Here is a 15,240-nt window from a genome sequence, read left to right as displayed (position 1 = left end):
GCTACAAGCAGTAAGGGTTTGTTTTTTATCATCCCCTGCTCCCTTTTGATGGGGGCAGGGGTATGATTTACAACTTAACTTAAAACTTTAAACTTTTATTTAAGCGTAGAAGGACAAACGAAAGCTGTTTTAGGAACAGTGGTTTCGCTGATAGCTTTAAAGCCACCTTCTACATTTATAACGTTATCAAAACCTCTTGCCTTCAGGATAGAAGCTGCAATCATAGAGCGATATCCACCGGCACAATGCAGGAACATATCCTCTGATTTAGGCAACTCTGCCAAATGGTCGTTCAGGAAGTCAAGTGGTGCATTTTGAGCGGTTTCTACGTGCTCAGACTGGAACTCACTTGGCTTGCGCACATCTACTACCTCTATGCTGTTGTTCTGTGCATAGCGGTTTGCAAATTCCTCTGCAGAGATAGAGCAAATTGAATCAACTTCTTTTCCTGCATTTTTCCAGCTGTTAAACCCACCTTTAAGGAAACCGATTGCATGATCGTACCCTACACGTGCAAGTCTTGTTACCACTTCTTCTTCACGTCCTTCGTCGGCTACAAACAAGATAGTTTGCTGTATGTCCGGGATAAGAGCACCTACCCAAGGGGCAAAGTTTCCGTCGATGCCGATGTTGATTGCATTCGGAATAAAACCTTTAGCAAACTCCTCTGGCTTACGCGTATCCAGTACCAAAGCACCGGTTTCGTTTGCAGCAGCCTCAAAAGCCTCAGGTGTCAAGGCCTGTAAGCCCTGGTTCATTACATCATCAATATTGGCATAGCCTTCCTTGTTCATCTTCACGTTAAGCGGGAAGTAGCTTGGAGGTGGTGCTAAACCATCTGTTACTTCTTTTATAAACTCTTTAACAGTCATGTCGGCACGCAGGGCATAGTTTGTTGCTTTCTGGTTGCCAAGAGTGTCAGATGTTTCTTTGCTCATGTTTTTGCCACAAGCCGAGCCTGCACCGTGTGCCGGGTAAACAATCACCTCGTCAGCCAAAGGCATAATTTTATTACGAAGTGAGTTGTAAAGGTTCTCAGCTAGTTGCTCTTGCGTAAGCTCAGATTTTGCTGCTAAATCCGGACGGCCAACATCACCGATAAACAAAGTATCGCCTGTGAATATAGCGTAGTCTTTACCTTGCTCGTCTTGTAACAAGTAAGTAGTAGACTCCATTGTATGGCCTGGTGTATGCAGCACTTTAATGGTTAAGTCACCAACTTTCAACTCTTCGCCATCTTTGGCTATGTAGGCATCAAATGTTGTTTTAGCGTTTGGCCCAAACACAATCTGTGCGCCTGTCGCCTTTGCCAGATCCACGTGACCAGAAACGAAGTCTGCGTGGAAGTGCGTCTCCAGTACATACTTAATTTTAGCACCGTTCTTCTCGGCTTGCTCAATGTATGGTTTTACCTCGCGTAGCGGGTCAATAATTACTGCCTCACCATTGCTTTCGATGTAATAAGCGCCCTGTGCAAGGCATCCGGTATATATTTGTTCTACTTTCATTGTATGCGTTTTTTATTTTTTTCTGATAGTGTTTTGTCTACTAATAACACTACAAATGTCGTAACTTAATATGCCAATGTCTGTGACTTTGGTCACGCTCAGGCTTACTGGAAAAATATTTCTTTTCCGATAATATAGATACCCATGGCAAGTACAAACCAGCCAAACGATGTCTTCAGTTTATCGGCATGAATCTTTGTTGAAAGGAATGATCCGATAAAGATACCCACCACTGAAATAGAGGAGAAGATAGCCAGGAACATCCAGTCAATTTCATAGTTGTAGATATCACCGATGAATCCGAAAAGAGACTTTGCAGCGATAATAAGCAGGGAAGTACCCACAGCCATTTTCATGTCTAGCTTACTGAACAATACCAGTGCAGGAATGATAAGAAAACCACCACCAGCACCTACAAGTCCTGTAAGGGTACCTACAACCAAACCTTCTGCAAGTATACCGAAGTAGTTAAACTTAGGCTTAGGGTGAGGCTCATTAGGATCAGTATGCTCCACGTCAATCTCAGTGTCTATGTTCTCATCAACTGGCTCCACAGGTTCTTTGGCTACCTTTTTCTGCTTAATCATAGAGATAGATGCAAACACCATCAGTCCAGCAAAAAGTAGCATCAGCATAATTCCTTTTGTAACCAGAAAATCTCCTACTGAGAATAAGTTGTCCGGAATTGCAGGAACCAAGTAACGGCGTGTGGCATAAACTGCTATAATAGACGGGATACCGAACACTACGGCAGTTTTAAGACTTACTAATCCTTTTTTGTAGAACCTGTAGCTACCAAACAAACTGGTAAGGCCCACAATAAAAAGGGAGTAAGCTGTTGAGATTACCGGACTAAGGCCAAGTAAGTAAACAAGTACCGGAACGGTAAGAATGGAACCGCCCCCGCCAATCAGTCCAAGAGAAAGCCCGATGAGTAGGGCAGCAATGTAACCAAGTATTACTATCATTTTCTTTTAGCTTTATTTTTTTTTAACAATACAAAGGTATTGCATAGGTTGTAGTGTTACTGTGACTGTTGTCACACTCTGTGCTTCAATTAGAAATTAAAAATTATGAATTAGAAATGGTCTGGGTTCATTGGGTTGAATCCTCTATTTCTAATTCATAATTAACTCAATTAATCTAAAATATTGAGGTTGTGTACTTCTATGTAATTTCGGTGCAGCCTAATTGCGCCTGTTTGCTCCAGTTTTTTCAGTAACCTTGAGATCACTTCGCGGGAACTGTTGAGCTCGTAGGCAATTTGCTGATGCGATAGTCTGATTTCTTTGCCACTTACTTTTACATGGCGTTTCAGGTAAAACAAAAGTCTTTCGTCCAGGCCTTTGAAGGCAATACTATCTAAAGTCTGTAAAAGCTCTTCGAAGCGAGCACGGTAAGAGGCTATTACAAAGTTATGCCAGGTGTTATACTTTTTAAGTAACTCTTCTGATAGATGGGTGGGGATAAGCAGCACTTCTGCAGAGTTAACGGCCTTTGCCAAGATCTGGCTTTTTTCGTTACGCGCTGAACACATCATAGACATGGCGCAGGCATTTCCTGGCTCTAAATAGTACATCAGAAATTCATTGCCCTCATCGTCTTCGCGGTATACTTTTAAAAGACCATTCAAAAGTAAAATAGTAGACTTGATGTACTGACCTGACCGCATCGCCTCATCGCCTTCATCCAAATGTTTTACGGTACTTTGGCTGAGTATCTCTTTTAGTAAGGGTTCTTCGAACTGCGGGAAAATCTTATGTAGTTCTTCCTGGTCTATTGTATTGTTCATGGTGTGGTAGAAAGTGGTACTTAAAGATACATGTTTGAAAAAACAAAACCAGTGCTGGGTTTTTACTCCCTGCACTGGTTTGTAAATCAGTTAAATAAAATTCGCTTACTTAAACTCATTGATAGCCTCGCTTAGGTCTAGCACTTTTACATTTGGCAATTTTGACTCTAAAATACTGCTACCTGCAGCAGAGCGATAACCACCTGCACAATGTACTACCACTGGCTTATCGGTCGGCACTTCGTCAGCTCGCTCACGCAATTCCGGTAACGGAATGTTGATGGCCTTATCGAAAAACTTGCCCGATTTCACCTCAGACTCGTTTCTGATGTCTACAATTGTGTATTCGTCTTTATTCTGCTTAAATGAGCTTAAGTCCAATTCAGAAGATTGCTCATCTGCTGCACTATCCATTACAAAGGCGCCTTTAATAAGCAATTCATACCCAATTTTGGCTGCCTTTTGGATGGCGGTGTTTAATTGCTGCTCATCTGCTGCTACCAGGTAAAACTCTTCTTCGGGGCCAACAATGCTACCTAACCAGGTCTCAAACTTACCACCTTCCTGTATGTTTAAAGCACCCTTTAAGTGCCCTTTCTTAAACGTAGCCTGATCACGGGTATCCACCACAATACTATCACCCTCAGGCTTATAGTTATTATCAAGGCGCTTTACCTTTTCGATACTAGTTTTATAAGCAGGAGCACCTTGCTTGTTCAAAGCCACATCATAACCGAAATACTTCGGCACAAATGGCTGCTCTTCTGTAATCAGCTGCACAAACTTCTCCTCGCTCATTTCTTGTAGCGCATAGTTGCCGTTTTTTTCCGCACCTATCGTACTACTATTGGCATCGCTTAGGGCTTTTCCGCATAGCGATCCAGAACCGTGGGCTGGGTAAAGAAGCACATCATTGTCCAGCTTCATCAGCTTATCGCGGGTGCTGTGGTACAGCTGGCGAGCAAGTTCCTCACGTTTAGCCGTTACATTACCAGCGCTCTCACGCAAGTCTGGGCGTCCTACATCTCCTATAAAAAGGGTATCACCTGTAAACACGGCCTTGTCCTTTCCCTCATGCTCCAGCACAATGCTGATGCCATCAGGAGAGTGGCCAGGCGTGTGCAAGGACTTCAGTTTAACCTTACCAATCGTTAACTCAGCACCTTCATCAAATGCCTTATGTGGGTAGTCGGCTCCAACCATGCTGTGTGCGTAAATGGTGGCTCCTGTTTTTTCGTGTATTTCCAGGTGAGAACTCACAAAGTCTGCGTGTGGGTGCGTCTCAATCACGCCTACAATTTTTGCGTCATTCTCTTGTGCATAGTCATAGTATGGCTGTGGATCACGTGCCGGGTCAACCAGTACGATTTCTTTAGTATCCTCACTTAGAATGGCATATGCAAAGTGAGCAAGACCTTTGTCTTCAAACTGCTTTATTTTCATGCTCTATTGTGTTTAAAGTGTTTTTATAGTTTTATTTTCTCGCTTGGTGCACTCTTTAATTTAGTACTCAAAGCTTTATACCTATAAAGGTACTGTATAGTTAAGCCAAGTTCTGTGACGTAGGTCACACAAGATAATTTTAGAAGGTGATTTGTGTGACAAGGTTTATCTGATGGAAGTTGGTTTTATAATACATGTCTTCCAGTGCTAAGCCACTTGTGTCGGAGAACCTGCCTACATACAAAAGCCTAAAGCTTAAGCCATCCAACACTGGTTTTTGGGGTGTGTAATGGATATCTGTAATCAAGCCTACATAGGAGGGCTGCCCATACTTATTAAACCGATGATCGTCTACACTGGGCATCCAAGCCTTTGCAACTGCACCTTCTACTGATAACTGATCAGACCAACGCTTTACAACCCTTAAAGCTAGCAGGTCTGCATTGCCTGTGCCCTCCATACGGCCTCGAGGTAGCGTGGCAAAAAACTGCTCACGTCCCCATTCCCTCGGGAACAGGAATCTACCTTCGTTGCCAGTGTGCAGGTAGTTTAGCGAAAAACTCCAGTCCTTTGGTTCGTATGCCAAACGGCCTCCAATCAGCCACTGCTTTTGATCAGGGAAATAGCGTTTGCCCTCTTCCTTGTTTCCGCCATTACCCAGTTGGTTCTGATACAAGCCTTCGACACCTACCGATACCTGTGGGGCTACTTCTACAAGAGCCTTACCATACAGATTGTTGGATATGTTTTCGATGAAGTAGTTCCAGATTTCTGTTTGCACCCGTGGGTGTGGTTTTGCCTGTAGTCCTGCTATAGCCACACCTGCTGTTTTGGTATGGTGTTCGTATTCAGATGGTTCTCCTTGTGGGTCTACTCCAGAACCATATATGCCGATGCTTTCACCTGCTGTAAACCATTCTACTGTGCTGCGTGGCGAAAAGTGGTCTAACCAAGCTAGTGTGAGGCGGTTATTTTCCTTGATGGGCACTTGCACCTGTATACCCTGTGCCGCATAAGGCTTCATGCGTGTGTCTTGCGGGTTAATGAGCGGAGAGGTAAAGCTGATACGTCCTGCCTGTGCAAACAATCCTTCAGACTTATACTCCAAATACAGCTCATCAAGTCTGTCCAGGTCTGCACCGTTGGTTGGGTCTTCTATATCGAAAAGTTCCAACTCTGTACCTGGCAATCGTCGGGCAATAGGGTCTGCCTCACTTAGGTCTGATGAAAATGCATTGTACGTGAACAAGCCTGCAAAACCTAGCCTAACGCCATGATAGGGAGCTGTTCTGAAGCCTATTTTCGCACCTATTGCATTGGCATAATTATCTGTGAGCTCTTTGTGGTTAATGGTTGCTATAAAGTAATTGCGAATATGGCCTTCCACTTCACCTTTGGTAAACAACTCTCTGATGCTTCTTACCTTTACTGTATCAGATTCTTCTGTTTGTTCTTCGTGTGTGTGGTGTGTCTGCGCTATCGTATTGCCCCACAGTGCCACAGACAGTATAAGGGTTAGCGATATTTTTATAGTGTACATATTATGTTAAATAAAAATTATTTAGCGTTTGTGTATTGGGGGATGGGTGCTTAGGGCTTGCTTGCAACCAAGCGTGTTACATAGCCTTTGCCCAAATGGTAAGTACCTTCTGCCAGTTCTATTTCCTCTTCTTTTACATACTCTACCTGCATCCCCTTAAAGTCTTCTATTAAAGTGGCAGCTGTATACAGCATGTCTTCGTTTTTAGGCCCGCCAGATGGGTAGCCTTCTAACTGCTTCAGGTGAAATGCCTCTACAATAAGTTTTCCGCCAGGTTTTAACCAGGTCATTATGTTTTGGTGCAGCGTAGTGCGTGCAGTAGGGGGCATGTGCGCGTAAATTAGGGCAACTGCATCCAGGCTTTCAGGGGTAGCGCTAAAAGTTTGGGCATCTGCTACTTCATAGTTAATGTTTACTCCTTTTTGTGCTGCTAATTGCATCGCCTTTGCACGGCCAGCATCGCTATAGTCGAAGGCAAGCACATCCCAGCGTTGTTGAGCTGCATAAACGGCATTGCGCCCTTCGCCTTCTGCTGGTAGCAATAGCTTGCCTGGTGTCAGTTTGCTGAGTTGCTCCCGGAAAAAATCGTTTGGCTCAGAGCCATAAATCATTTCCTGTTTTCCGTATCGTTCGTTCCAAAAATTCTGCATATCATTTATCTCTATTTAGTTAAAACGGGAGGGGCGCTTTAAACTGGTATTGCCTGCCATGTGCATCTTACCGCTCCCTTATTTGTGTTTTAATTAACTCTTTTGCAAAGATGCTCTGCTCCAAAGCCCCGTTCAGTAACTTTGGTTACACAAACGATTTTATTTAGAGAAGACTGGTGTGATTCCTTAATAGAGCCGGTACAACTCTCAAAAAATTTCAGGACGTAATGGAAGCCATCTGTCTACCACAAAGGAGGTTGTCAGAGAAAGCAAGAATTTTATGCACTTGTAATTATGGGTGTTACTGTATAATGTATAAAAACTTAAAAAATTAGGACTTTATATATTTTTTAGAGAACCTTTTACGCTACTTTTCGCATAACTAATCAAAGCCCCAACGTGTTGGCTTTTAGCGCTATACTATTGGCTTATTCCTGTCTTTACATACATTGATAAATAAATAAGGTAACCATCATAATTCTGCCCATATGAGAACGTATGACGAAAAGCATATCAAAAACGTGGTGCTGATAGGCCCCGCTAAAAGTGGTAAGACCACACTTGCCGAAACCATGATGTTTGAAGCCGGCATTGTGCACCGGCGAGGCACCGTGGAGGAGCAAAACACTGTTTCTGATTATCATGAAGTAGAGCATGACCGGGGAAGTTCTGTTTATGCTACATCGCTTCATACGGAGTGGCGCGACTACAAAATCAACATCATTGATACGCCTGGGCTGGATGACTTTATAGGTGAGGTGATTACCTCCATCCGGGTATGCGATACGGCTGTACTTTTGCTTAATGCGCAGAATGGCGTAGAGGTGGGCACCGAACTGCTCTGGAACTATGTAGATAAGTATAACAAGCCCACCATACTAGCGGTAAACCAACTCGACTCTGACAGGGCCGGTTTTAACCGGACTATAGAAGAGGCAAAGAATTTCTTTGGCTCTGCAGTAACCGTAATGCAGTACCCGTTAAACACCGGCTCAGGCTTTGATAGCATTATTGACCTGCTTAAGATGGTGATGTACAAGTTTCCGGAGGAGGGAGGAAAGCCTGAAAAACTTCCAATACCAGACAGTGAAAGAGAGCGTGCTGATGCACTACACAACGAACTGGTAGAAAAAGCGGCAGAGAACGACGAGAGCCTAATGGAGAAGTATTTTGAAAAAGGCACTTTGGACGAAGACGAAATGCGCCAGGGCCTTAAAATAGGCATGATGAACCATCAGGTTTTCCCGGTTTTCTGCCTGTCCGCTAAAAAAGACATGGGCTCCGGACGTATGATGGGTTTTATCGACAACGTGGCACCTTCAGCTATAGAAATGCCAGCTGAAGAAACAGAAGAAGGAGAGGAGGTATTCTGCGACCCCAACGGGCCAACCAGGTTGTTCTTCTTTAAAACCTTAGTTGAGCCTGGCTTGGGAAGACTTTCTTTTTTTAAGGTATTGTCGGGTGAGGTTACGGTAGGTATGGAATTGTTGAATGAAAGAACCTCCACCGTAGAGCGTATCAGCCAGCTTTTTATAGCCGACGGCAAAAAAAGAAACACAATAGATAAGCTTCAGGCCGGCGATATCGGATGTACGCTCAAACTGAAAAACACATATACCAACCATACGCTAAACGGCAAAGGGGCAACAGGCAACATCCGGCCTATACTTTTCCCTGATCCAAAACTAAGGGTAGCCATTTCTGCTGTAAACAAGCAGGACGATGAAAAATTAAGTGAGGTGCTTAATGAAATCCACATTGAGGACCCAACGGTGAGCCTGGAATATAACCAGGAACTTAGACAACTTATACTTTCTACGCAGGGAGAGTTGCACCTTGCTGTAACCAAATGGCGCCTGGAAAATCTGTATAAAATGCAGGTAGATTTCCAGAAAGTAAAAATACCATACCGCGAAACTATACAGGGGGCAGCCAATTCCACTTATCGCCACAAAAAGCAGTCGGGTGGTGCAGGCCAGTTTGGCGAAGTATCGATGAAAGTGGAGGCCTATTATGAAGGCATGCCGCCGCTAACAGAGCACCCGGTACGTGATACCGAAATAGTAGACCTGCCCTGGGGTGGCAAGCTGGTGTTTAACAACTGCATTGTGGGTGGTGTGATAGATGCCCGTTTCCTGCCGTCTATTATGAAAGGCGTGATGGAGAAAATGGCGCAGGGACCACTCACTGGTTCTTATGTGCGCGATGTACGGGTAAGCGTGTTCGATGGTAAGATGCACCCCGTAGACAGCAACGATATCTCCTTTAAAATTGCTGGCATGATGGCCTTTAAAGAAGCGTTTATGCAGGCTGGTCCTCAGTTGCTGGAGCCTGTTTATGATGTAGAAGTGTTGGCGCCAACTGAGTTGATGGGAGATGTGATGACAGAGCTGCAGATAAAGAGAGGCGTGATCATGAATATGGAAATGGAAGGCGACAACCAGGTGATAAAGGCACGCGTTCCGTTGGCAGAACTAGATAAACTCCAAACCTCGCTGCGCAGCCTTAGTCAGGGCAGGGCCATTGTGCGAAGCCATTTTGGCGATTATGCTCCTGTTTCTTTGGATATGCAGAAACGCGTTAGTGAGGAGTACAGCAAAGCAGAGCTGGCAGAAGTACATTAGGATTTATACTTTCACGAGTCTATAAAGTGAGTGGAGCCTGCCATAGTGTTATGAAGCGCTTTGGCAGGCTCTTCTTTTATACTTCCCGGGTTTATTTTTTAGTTCTCTCATAATGTCAAGTGCCCATCAGTTCACATTTAGTAATTTCCTATTGTTCAGAGTAGTCTCTTTAACCTAAAGTCTGGCCACTATAACATCATTGAGTTTAGTTGTGTAGCAGGGGGAGAGTTGCTCACTTTTTAAAAGCCAGCTAGCATCTTTTTTTCCTTGTGCAGCCGATTTAACCATACTTTTGCCATACTTGCCATTAAGATTATCAAGTGTTTTCATTAAGTCCCGGTGCTTGCCTGTATCGGCGCCATCAAATAAACTTAACTGCATAGTATTCTCTGGTGCCAGGTCCGAAACGATAACCCCACACTTTTTGTAGATATACCCTTCTACATAAATGCTTTTCAGGGCTATACTGGCATACTGAATCAGGTGCAGGTCGCTGTTAACAGGAGTGGGTACCTGTATAGTTCTGGAGTTATAGTATTGTTTGGTGTTGGCAAAGGTGTTAGTTGTGATAAACACGGTAATAGCACTGGCACAGCTGCCCTGCTGCCTTAGTTTATAGGCACATTTTGAAGCATATAGGGCAGTTGCCTCTTCCAGGCTGCAGAGGTTTTTAACAGGGCTGCCAAAGCTACGGGAGGTGCAGATGTTCTTTTTAGGAGAGCTTACCTCCTCCAGTTCCAGGCAAGGCTCGCCCCGCAATTCCTTTACTAGTCTCAATCCCACAATGGTCAAGTGTTTTTTTACCCAGCTGTCGTTTTGCAGGGTCAGGTCGTAGGCTGTGGTAATGTTGTTGTTCCTCAGAAACCGGGCATGCTGCCTGCCAATACCCCATATATCGTCTACCTCGGTTCTTTCTAAAGCTGCCTTTACATGTTCCGGCTCCTGAAGTACAAGCACCCCGTTAGCCTTATTGCTTTTCTTGGCCAGCCTGTTGGCTATTTTGGCCAGTGTTTTTGTTTTGGCCACGCCAATGCCTACGGGTATGCCTGTCCAATCGAACACCGTATTTTTTATCTCCCAGGCGTACTGCTGTAGATCTTTGCTGTAGAAGTGGCCCAGGTCCAGAAAAGATTCGTCAATGCTGTATACTTCCAGGTTCGGTGTAAACTCCGCCAGTGTTTTCATTACCCGGTTGCTCATGTCGCCATACAAAGTATAATTGCTGCTAAACACCTCTATGCCATGTTGCTTTACCTGCTCCTTTAGCATAAAGTATGGCTCGCCCATCTTTATGCCTAAGGCCTTAGATTCTGCGGAGCGGGCAATCACACAGCCATCGTTATTACTCAGTACCACTACAGGCTTGTTTCTTATGGCGGGGTTAAATACCCGCTCACAGGAGGCGTAAAAGTTGTTGCAATCCACTAAGGCTATCATAACATACTTGTAAGGCAATTGTGGATAGAGTAAGACACAACACCCCAGAAAGTAAAGTCCATGCCCTCGGCCAGTTCTACTTTCTGGTAATTGGGATTGGCAGGCTCTAAGTATATTTTGTCTTTTTCTTTCCGGTAGGTTTTAATGGTAAAGCCTCCGTTCAGCCAGCACACAATAGGATACCCGTTTTTCACTTTGATAGACTTATCTACTATCAGCAGGTCTGTGTCGCGTATGCAGGCCTCGCGCATAGATTCTCCGCTTGCCTTTATAAAGTAAGTAGAGGATGGATTGCGGATAAGGTGCTTGTTCAGGTTAATGGTTTCCTCGATGTAATCTGCGGAAGGGGAGGGAAAACCACAGGCAACGCTATTGCCAAACAAGGCCAGCTCTATATCGTCCTGTAGGTCCGGATAATATGCTTTCCCGAAAACAGTACCATTGGCGTTTCGCATTACAGTTTCCAGTATCATTAGCTAATATTGTTAGTATAAGGTGTGCAATATAACTGATTTTATATATTAAATACTAATATATTTAGCAACTATATACTGTTTTCTGAAGAAATTGTTTGAAGAAAATAAAGGAAAGGAGCAAAACAAAATTGTACTATAGTATGACTTAATATACAGAAAGTATAAAAAAGAGCAGATTTTATTCGCCAAGGCCCTTTTATTTAGAGTGAATAGCACATAGGTAATTACTATAAATGCGTATCATATAACTTGTTGTGTTATAACAATATATGGAGTCTATAAAAGTAAAGCATTTCTATACCTGTAAATATCTGGAAGCATTAAGCCTGTTAGAAGTTGTGTGGCATGGCCATGTTTCCGCATCAGAGCTACAGGAAAGTTTACAGGATGTGGCTACAATACTTAAGGAGAAAGACGTTGGCTATTTTTTAATGGATGACAGGCTATCTAAAGCAGCCAAAGCAACAGACGAAACCTGGATACGGGATTTTTACGTGCCCTTGCTGGCCAGCACAAGTATAAAGAGGTTCGCGCGCATAGCCTATCCCACCGATATACAGCAGTATATTGTAAGCGGCATTATCAGGGCTATTGACCAGGAGCACCTGTACAACTTCGAAATGAAAACATTTAGGGAGAGAGAGGAAGCGATGGAATGGCTGTTTACCACAGAACCCTTTAAAGAGCGAATGCCCTACAGGGGGGACTGCAGGGCACTCAGCTTAATCTAAACACAAACAACCAACAAATTAAAAATTAACTAACCAATTTTAGTAAGGATAATAGTACTCAAAGTATAGTATTAGTAACGCACAAAAGGCAGGTTGCTGATAGAATGGTAACTATCGCTTATGCCTACAAAATAATCTCCGATAAAAATTCCTGCTCCGTTACTGATGGCTTTAGTTCCGGCATTGTAAGTAATTACACCACCATCAATAGTAGAGAAATCAAAAACTTCTTCCTGCATGTTTGTTTTCTTAGCAGGTGACGACAACGGCAGACAAGATTTGCCATAACTGTTGTTTGCCATACGCTTGGCTAAAGGGGTAACAGTACAATTGATCATGTGTCGATGGGTTTTGGGTCTTATTTGATACAATGATAACAGGTTGTACTATTAGGTAACAGGAAATTTTACAACACAGAGTAACATTAGAATTGTGCGGTATATTGCCGGTATTTGTATGTGTGTTGCATTATCATGCAATGTAAAGTGCTTATAAAGCAGTTTTTAGCTGATGCGGGGTAAAGTAGTTCAGGTTGATTTTCGGAGGAAAAGATGCAAAAGGTAACATGGAAATAAGCTACTTTCTTTCTCCAAAATAGTTTAACAGGTGATAACTGATCGTTTGTAAGGCCCAAACGGTGGCGGCAAGTGCAATGCCAGGAAACACAACCAGCCACCAGGCTGATGTATTGGAACGGATACCGGCGATGGTTCTGCCCCAGCTTACGAAAGTGCCCGGCACCCCGATTCCCAGAAAAGATAACGTAGACTCTAAAGCCAAAAGCCCTGCTAAGCCAAATGTAAAGGTTACCACAACCGGCCCAAGCATATTGGGCAAAGCATGCCTGGCAAGCAGTTGCATCCGGGGCACACCTATGCTTTGAGCTGCTTCGAAATATGGTAGCTGCTTGATCTTTAGCATTTCGGCCCTTGCCAGGCGTGCGGTAGAAGTCCAGAAAGTGGCAGCGAAAATGATGGAAAGTAACACCACTGATGGCTGCAGGAAAGAAGCAAGTGCCAGTATGAGCAGTAGCCGGGGTATACTTGTAAAAGCCTCGGTAAGCCGAAGCACCAGATAATCAAGAGGAAGAGATAATTGAACTTCGGCAAATCTCCATTTTTTTAAGAGCGGCAACAGAGCTTTGTGTAGCACCAAAAGTATAAGGAGCAAAAACAGTAAGCTTAGCCATGTATACTTTAAAGGCAAATCAGTGCTATGCAGGCTAAGTGGCAGATATAAGGCATAGTAGAAAATGGCTGAAAGAGAAAGCACTGAAACTAGTGCAGCAGCACGACTGACCTTTAAACTGTTATTCCCGAAAAAACCTGCACTTGTTCCAGCTACCAGCCCCAGCACTGTAGAGAATAGCATCACCGGAAAACTGATCATCATCGCGGAGCGGGCACCGTAAAGTATGTTTGCCCACACATCCCGGCCCAGCACATCTGTTCCAAGCCAGTGCCATGCATCGCTGCCCTTTGTAAGTGGGCGGGCAAAAGTATAATGCAGGTCCAGTTCGTTTGGGCTGTAAGCTATCGGTAAAACAGGCAGTGCCAGTACAAGTGCCAATAGCAGCAGCATGTATGATGCCGCTATTTTAAACGCAAGCTTTTCGTGCCAGAGCTGCTTAAAACCAGTGAGTAGCTGTATCATGAGGCGGCGTGTCTTATACGGGGATCAGCAAGGCTGTAGCCTACATCGGCCAGTAAGTATAAAACTACCCGGAAAACCGCTACCACCAGTACAATGGCAACTATAACAGGGTAGTCTCTGGCTAAAACGGCATCTACCAACAGCCGGCCCATCCCCGGTATGGCAAAGATGGTTTCTACCACGATAGCACCTGCCACAAGCGCTGGCAAGGCCTCAGATAATACCGTAATGGTGGGTAGCAGCGTGTTACGCAGCAGTTGGGTTCTTATAACCTGGCGCTCTGAAAAACCTTTTGCTTTGGCAGTCCTGGCATAGTCTTTTTTACTCTCTTCGGAGAAAGACCTGTAAATAAGGCTGGTTAAGTATGGAATGTTGCTTAGCGTAAGGCAGATGGCGGGCAAGGCCATGTACTGAGAAAGTATACCGATTCGCTGCAGCCACGAACCTCCCTGCATTGTATGGTACCCAAGGCCAAACACCGGGAAAAGCTGCAGAAAGGATGGCGTAGCCAGCAGTACAAGCAGGAGCAGCGCCAGCAGGAAAAGGGGAATACTGTCAATAATAAAAAGGGAGGGAAGCAGAAGTTTCCGGAGTTTTATACTTTGAGGCATTGCCAGCAGCATTCCCAGTTCAAAGGAAATCATAAAAGCCACTATTATACTTATCAGTATCAGCCACCAGGTATTTGCCATGGCATCGTAAAGTATGGTGTTTACCGGCCGGCTGTCACGGAAAGAAATTCCCATATCTCCCTGTAATGCATTTATAAACCATATGTGATATTGGTTTGCAGTACCATGCCACCGGAAAGAGGGAAGGAGGTAAGTATAGGTGTTTTGTTCCTGGATTAAATTTTCGCCAGCAGCCTCCCATTCTGCCACCTCTGTATTAATAGAAGCATTGGACACTACTTTCGGGAACGAGGCAAGCGCCTGTTTTATAATTTCGGGTGAGGTGGTTTGGTACAGACTTTCAAAGTATGGCTGGAAGTGGTTTTTGTGTGCTGTGCCCAGCGCCTGCTCCAGGTTTTTTATACTTGTAAAGTATCGGTTTACAGCTACAGGGTTGCCATACTGCCAGTGCAACTGCTTCAAGAAAGTTCTGTGCGCCTCGGGGTGTACCAGGTGCAGCGTATCCGGTTCGGGGGTGGCCTTTATGGTAAAATAGAAAAGTGGCAGGTTTTGCCCAGTGCGCTCCAGGTAACTTATGTAGGCCTTCTCCCGGCTGGCAGTGCTGCCTTTGCTGTAAAACCCGCCGCCATCCTGTAAGATCTGTTCCTCCCCGGGTGTTCCTGTTAATAGCCTGCTCAGTAAAAACACGAGCGTAACCAGCAGCCAGAGCGCAGGCAAAGACAGCAGGAAACGCTTGAAAATGTACTGCAGCATT

At 44.4% G+C, this 15,240-nt stretch carries 13 protein-coding genes; 2 read left to right on the top strand and 11 right to left on the bottom strand.

Annotation, left to right across the window (positions count from 1 at the left end):
• Positions 1–95: 95 nt before the first annotated feature.
• The 6 genes from K0O23_RS13035 to K0O23_RS13010 all read right to left on the bottom strand — a co-directional run bounded on the left by K0O23_RS13035 (position 96) and on the right by K0O23_RS13010 (position 6,933).
• Positions 96–1,508, bottom strand: a complete 1,413-nt coding sequence (locus K0O23_RS13035; protein WP_219877868.1) for an MBL fold metallo-hydrolase — start codon at positions 1,506–1,508, stop codon at positions 96–98.
• Between the two features lie 104 nt (positions 1,509–1,612).
• A complete protein-coding gene (locus K0O23_RS13030; protein ID WP_219877867.1) occupies positions 1,613–2,476 on the bottom strand; it encodes a sulfite exporter TauE/SafE family protein in 864 nt (287 codons plus the stop codon).
• 170 nt (positions 2,477–2,646) lie between these two features.
• Positions 2,647–3,300, bottom strand: a complete 654-nt coding sequence (locus tag K0O23_RS13025; protein WP_219877866.1) for a Crp/Fnr family transcriptional regulator — start codon at positions 3,298–3,300, stop codon at positions 2,647–2,649.
• Positions 3,301–3,405: 105 nt separating this feature from the next.
• Positions 3,406–4,743, bottom strand: coding sequence for an MBL fold metallo-hydrolase (locus K0O23_RS13020; protein WP_219877865.1), 1,338 nt, complete (start codon positions 4,741–4,743; stop codon positions 3,406–3,408).
• A 139-nt stretch (positions 4,744–4,882) separates the two neighbouring features.
• Positions 4,883–6,283 carry a porin gene (locus K0O23_RS13015; protein ID WP_219877864.1) on the bottom strand — a complete coding sequence of 467 codons (1,401 nt, stop codon included), beginning with the start codon at positions 6,281–6,283 and terminating at the stop codon, positions 4,883–4,885.
• Between the two features lie 50 nt (positions 6,284–6,333).
• Positions 6,334–6,933 (bottom strand): class I SAM-dependent methyltransferase, encoded by a 600-nt coding sequence (locus tag K0O23_RS13010; RefSeq protein WP_219877863.1) that lies wholly within the window; start codon positions 6,931–6,933, stop codon positions 6,334–6,336.
• 488 nt (positions 6,934–7,421) lie between these two features.
• Between K0O23_RS13010 and K0O23_RS13005 the strand changes: the two genes are divergently transcribed.
• Complete coding sequence (locus K0O23_RS13005; protein ID WP_219877862.1) at positions 7,422–9,557, top strand: elongation factor G; 2,136 nt, start codon at positions 7,422–7,424, stop codon at positions 9,555–9,557.
• A 174-nt stretch (positions 9,558–9,731) separates the two neighbouring features.
• Here K0O23_RS13005 and K0O23_RS13000 read toward each other — a convergent pair whose 3' ends face one another.
• Positions 9,732–10,994, bottom strand: a complete 1,263-nt coding sequence (locus tag K0O23_RS13000; protein WP_219877861.1) for a Y-family DNA polymerase — start codon at positions 10,992–10,994, stop codon at positions 9,732–9,734.
• Positions 10,991–11,467: a LexA family protein gene (locus tag K0O23_RS12995; RefSeq protein ID WP_219877860.1), complete on the bottom strand. Its 477-nt coding sequence runs from the start codon at positions 11,465–11,467 to the stop codon at positions 10,991–10,993. The genes K0O23_RS13000 and K0O23_RS12995 overlap by 4 nt, the downstream gene beginning before the upstream one ends.
• Before the next feature lie 272 nt (positions 11,468–11,739).
• Here K0O23_RS12995 and K0O23_RS12990 point away from each other — a divergent pair, with 272 nt between their 5' ends.
• The gene (locus K0O23_RS12990; protein WP_219877859.1) at positions 11,740–12,201 is read left to right on the top strand and encodes a SpoIIAA family protein; all 462 of its coding nucleotides are present in this window, start codon (positions 11,740–11,742) and stop codon (positions 12,199–12,201) included.
• A gap of 71 nt (positions 12,202–12,272) precedes the next feature.
• On the opposite strand, the gene K0O23_RS12985 is transcribed toward K0O23_RS12990, so the two are convergent.
• The 3 genes from K0O23_RS12985 to K0O23_RS12975 form a co-directional block, all read right to left on the bottom strand.
• A complete protein-coding gene (locus tag K0O23_RS12985) occupies positions 12,273–12,539 on the bottom strand; it encodes a hypothetical protein (RefSeq protein WP_219877858.1) in 267 nt (88 codons plus the stop codon).
• Between the two features lie 238 nt (positions 12,540–12,777).
• On the bottom strand, positions 12,778–13,854 hold the full coding sequence (locus K0O23_RS12980; RefSeq protein ID WP_219877857.1) for an ABC transporter permease: 1,077 nt from the start codon (positions 13,852–13,854) through the stop codon (positions 12,778–12,780).
• Entirely contained in the window at positions 13,851–15,239 is a 1,389-nt protein-coding gene (locus K0O23_RS12975; RefSeq protein ID WP_219877856.1) for an ABC transporter permease, read from the bottom strand. Before K0O23_RS12975 ends, K0O23_RS12980 begins: the two co-directional genes overlap by 4 nt.
• Position 15,240 lies beyond the last annotated feature (1 nt).

Source organism: Pontibacter aydingkolensis, from assembly GCF_019443125.1.
Lineage (GTDB): Bacteria > Bacteroidota > Bacteroidia > Cytophagales > Hymenobacteraceae > Pontibacter > Pontibacter aydingkolensis.
Note: the sequence above shows the minus strand (reverse complement) of the source record. Positions and strands in the feature narration are given on the sequence as shown.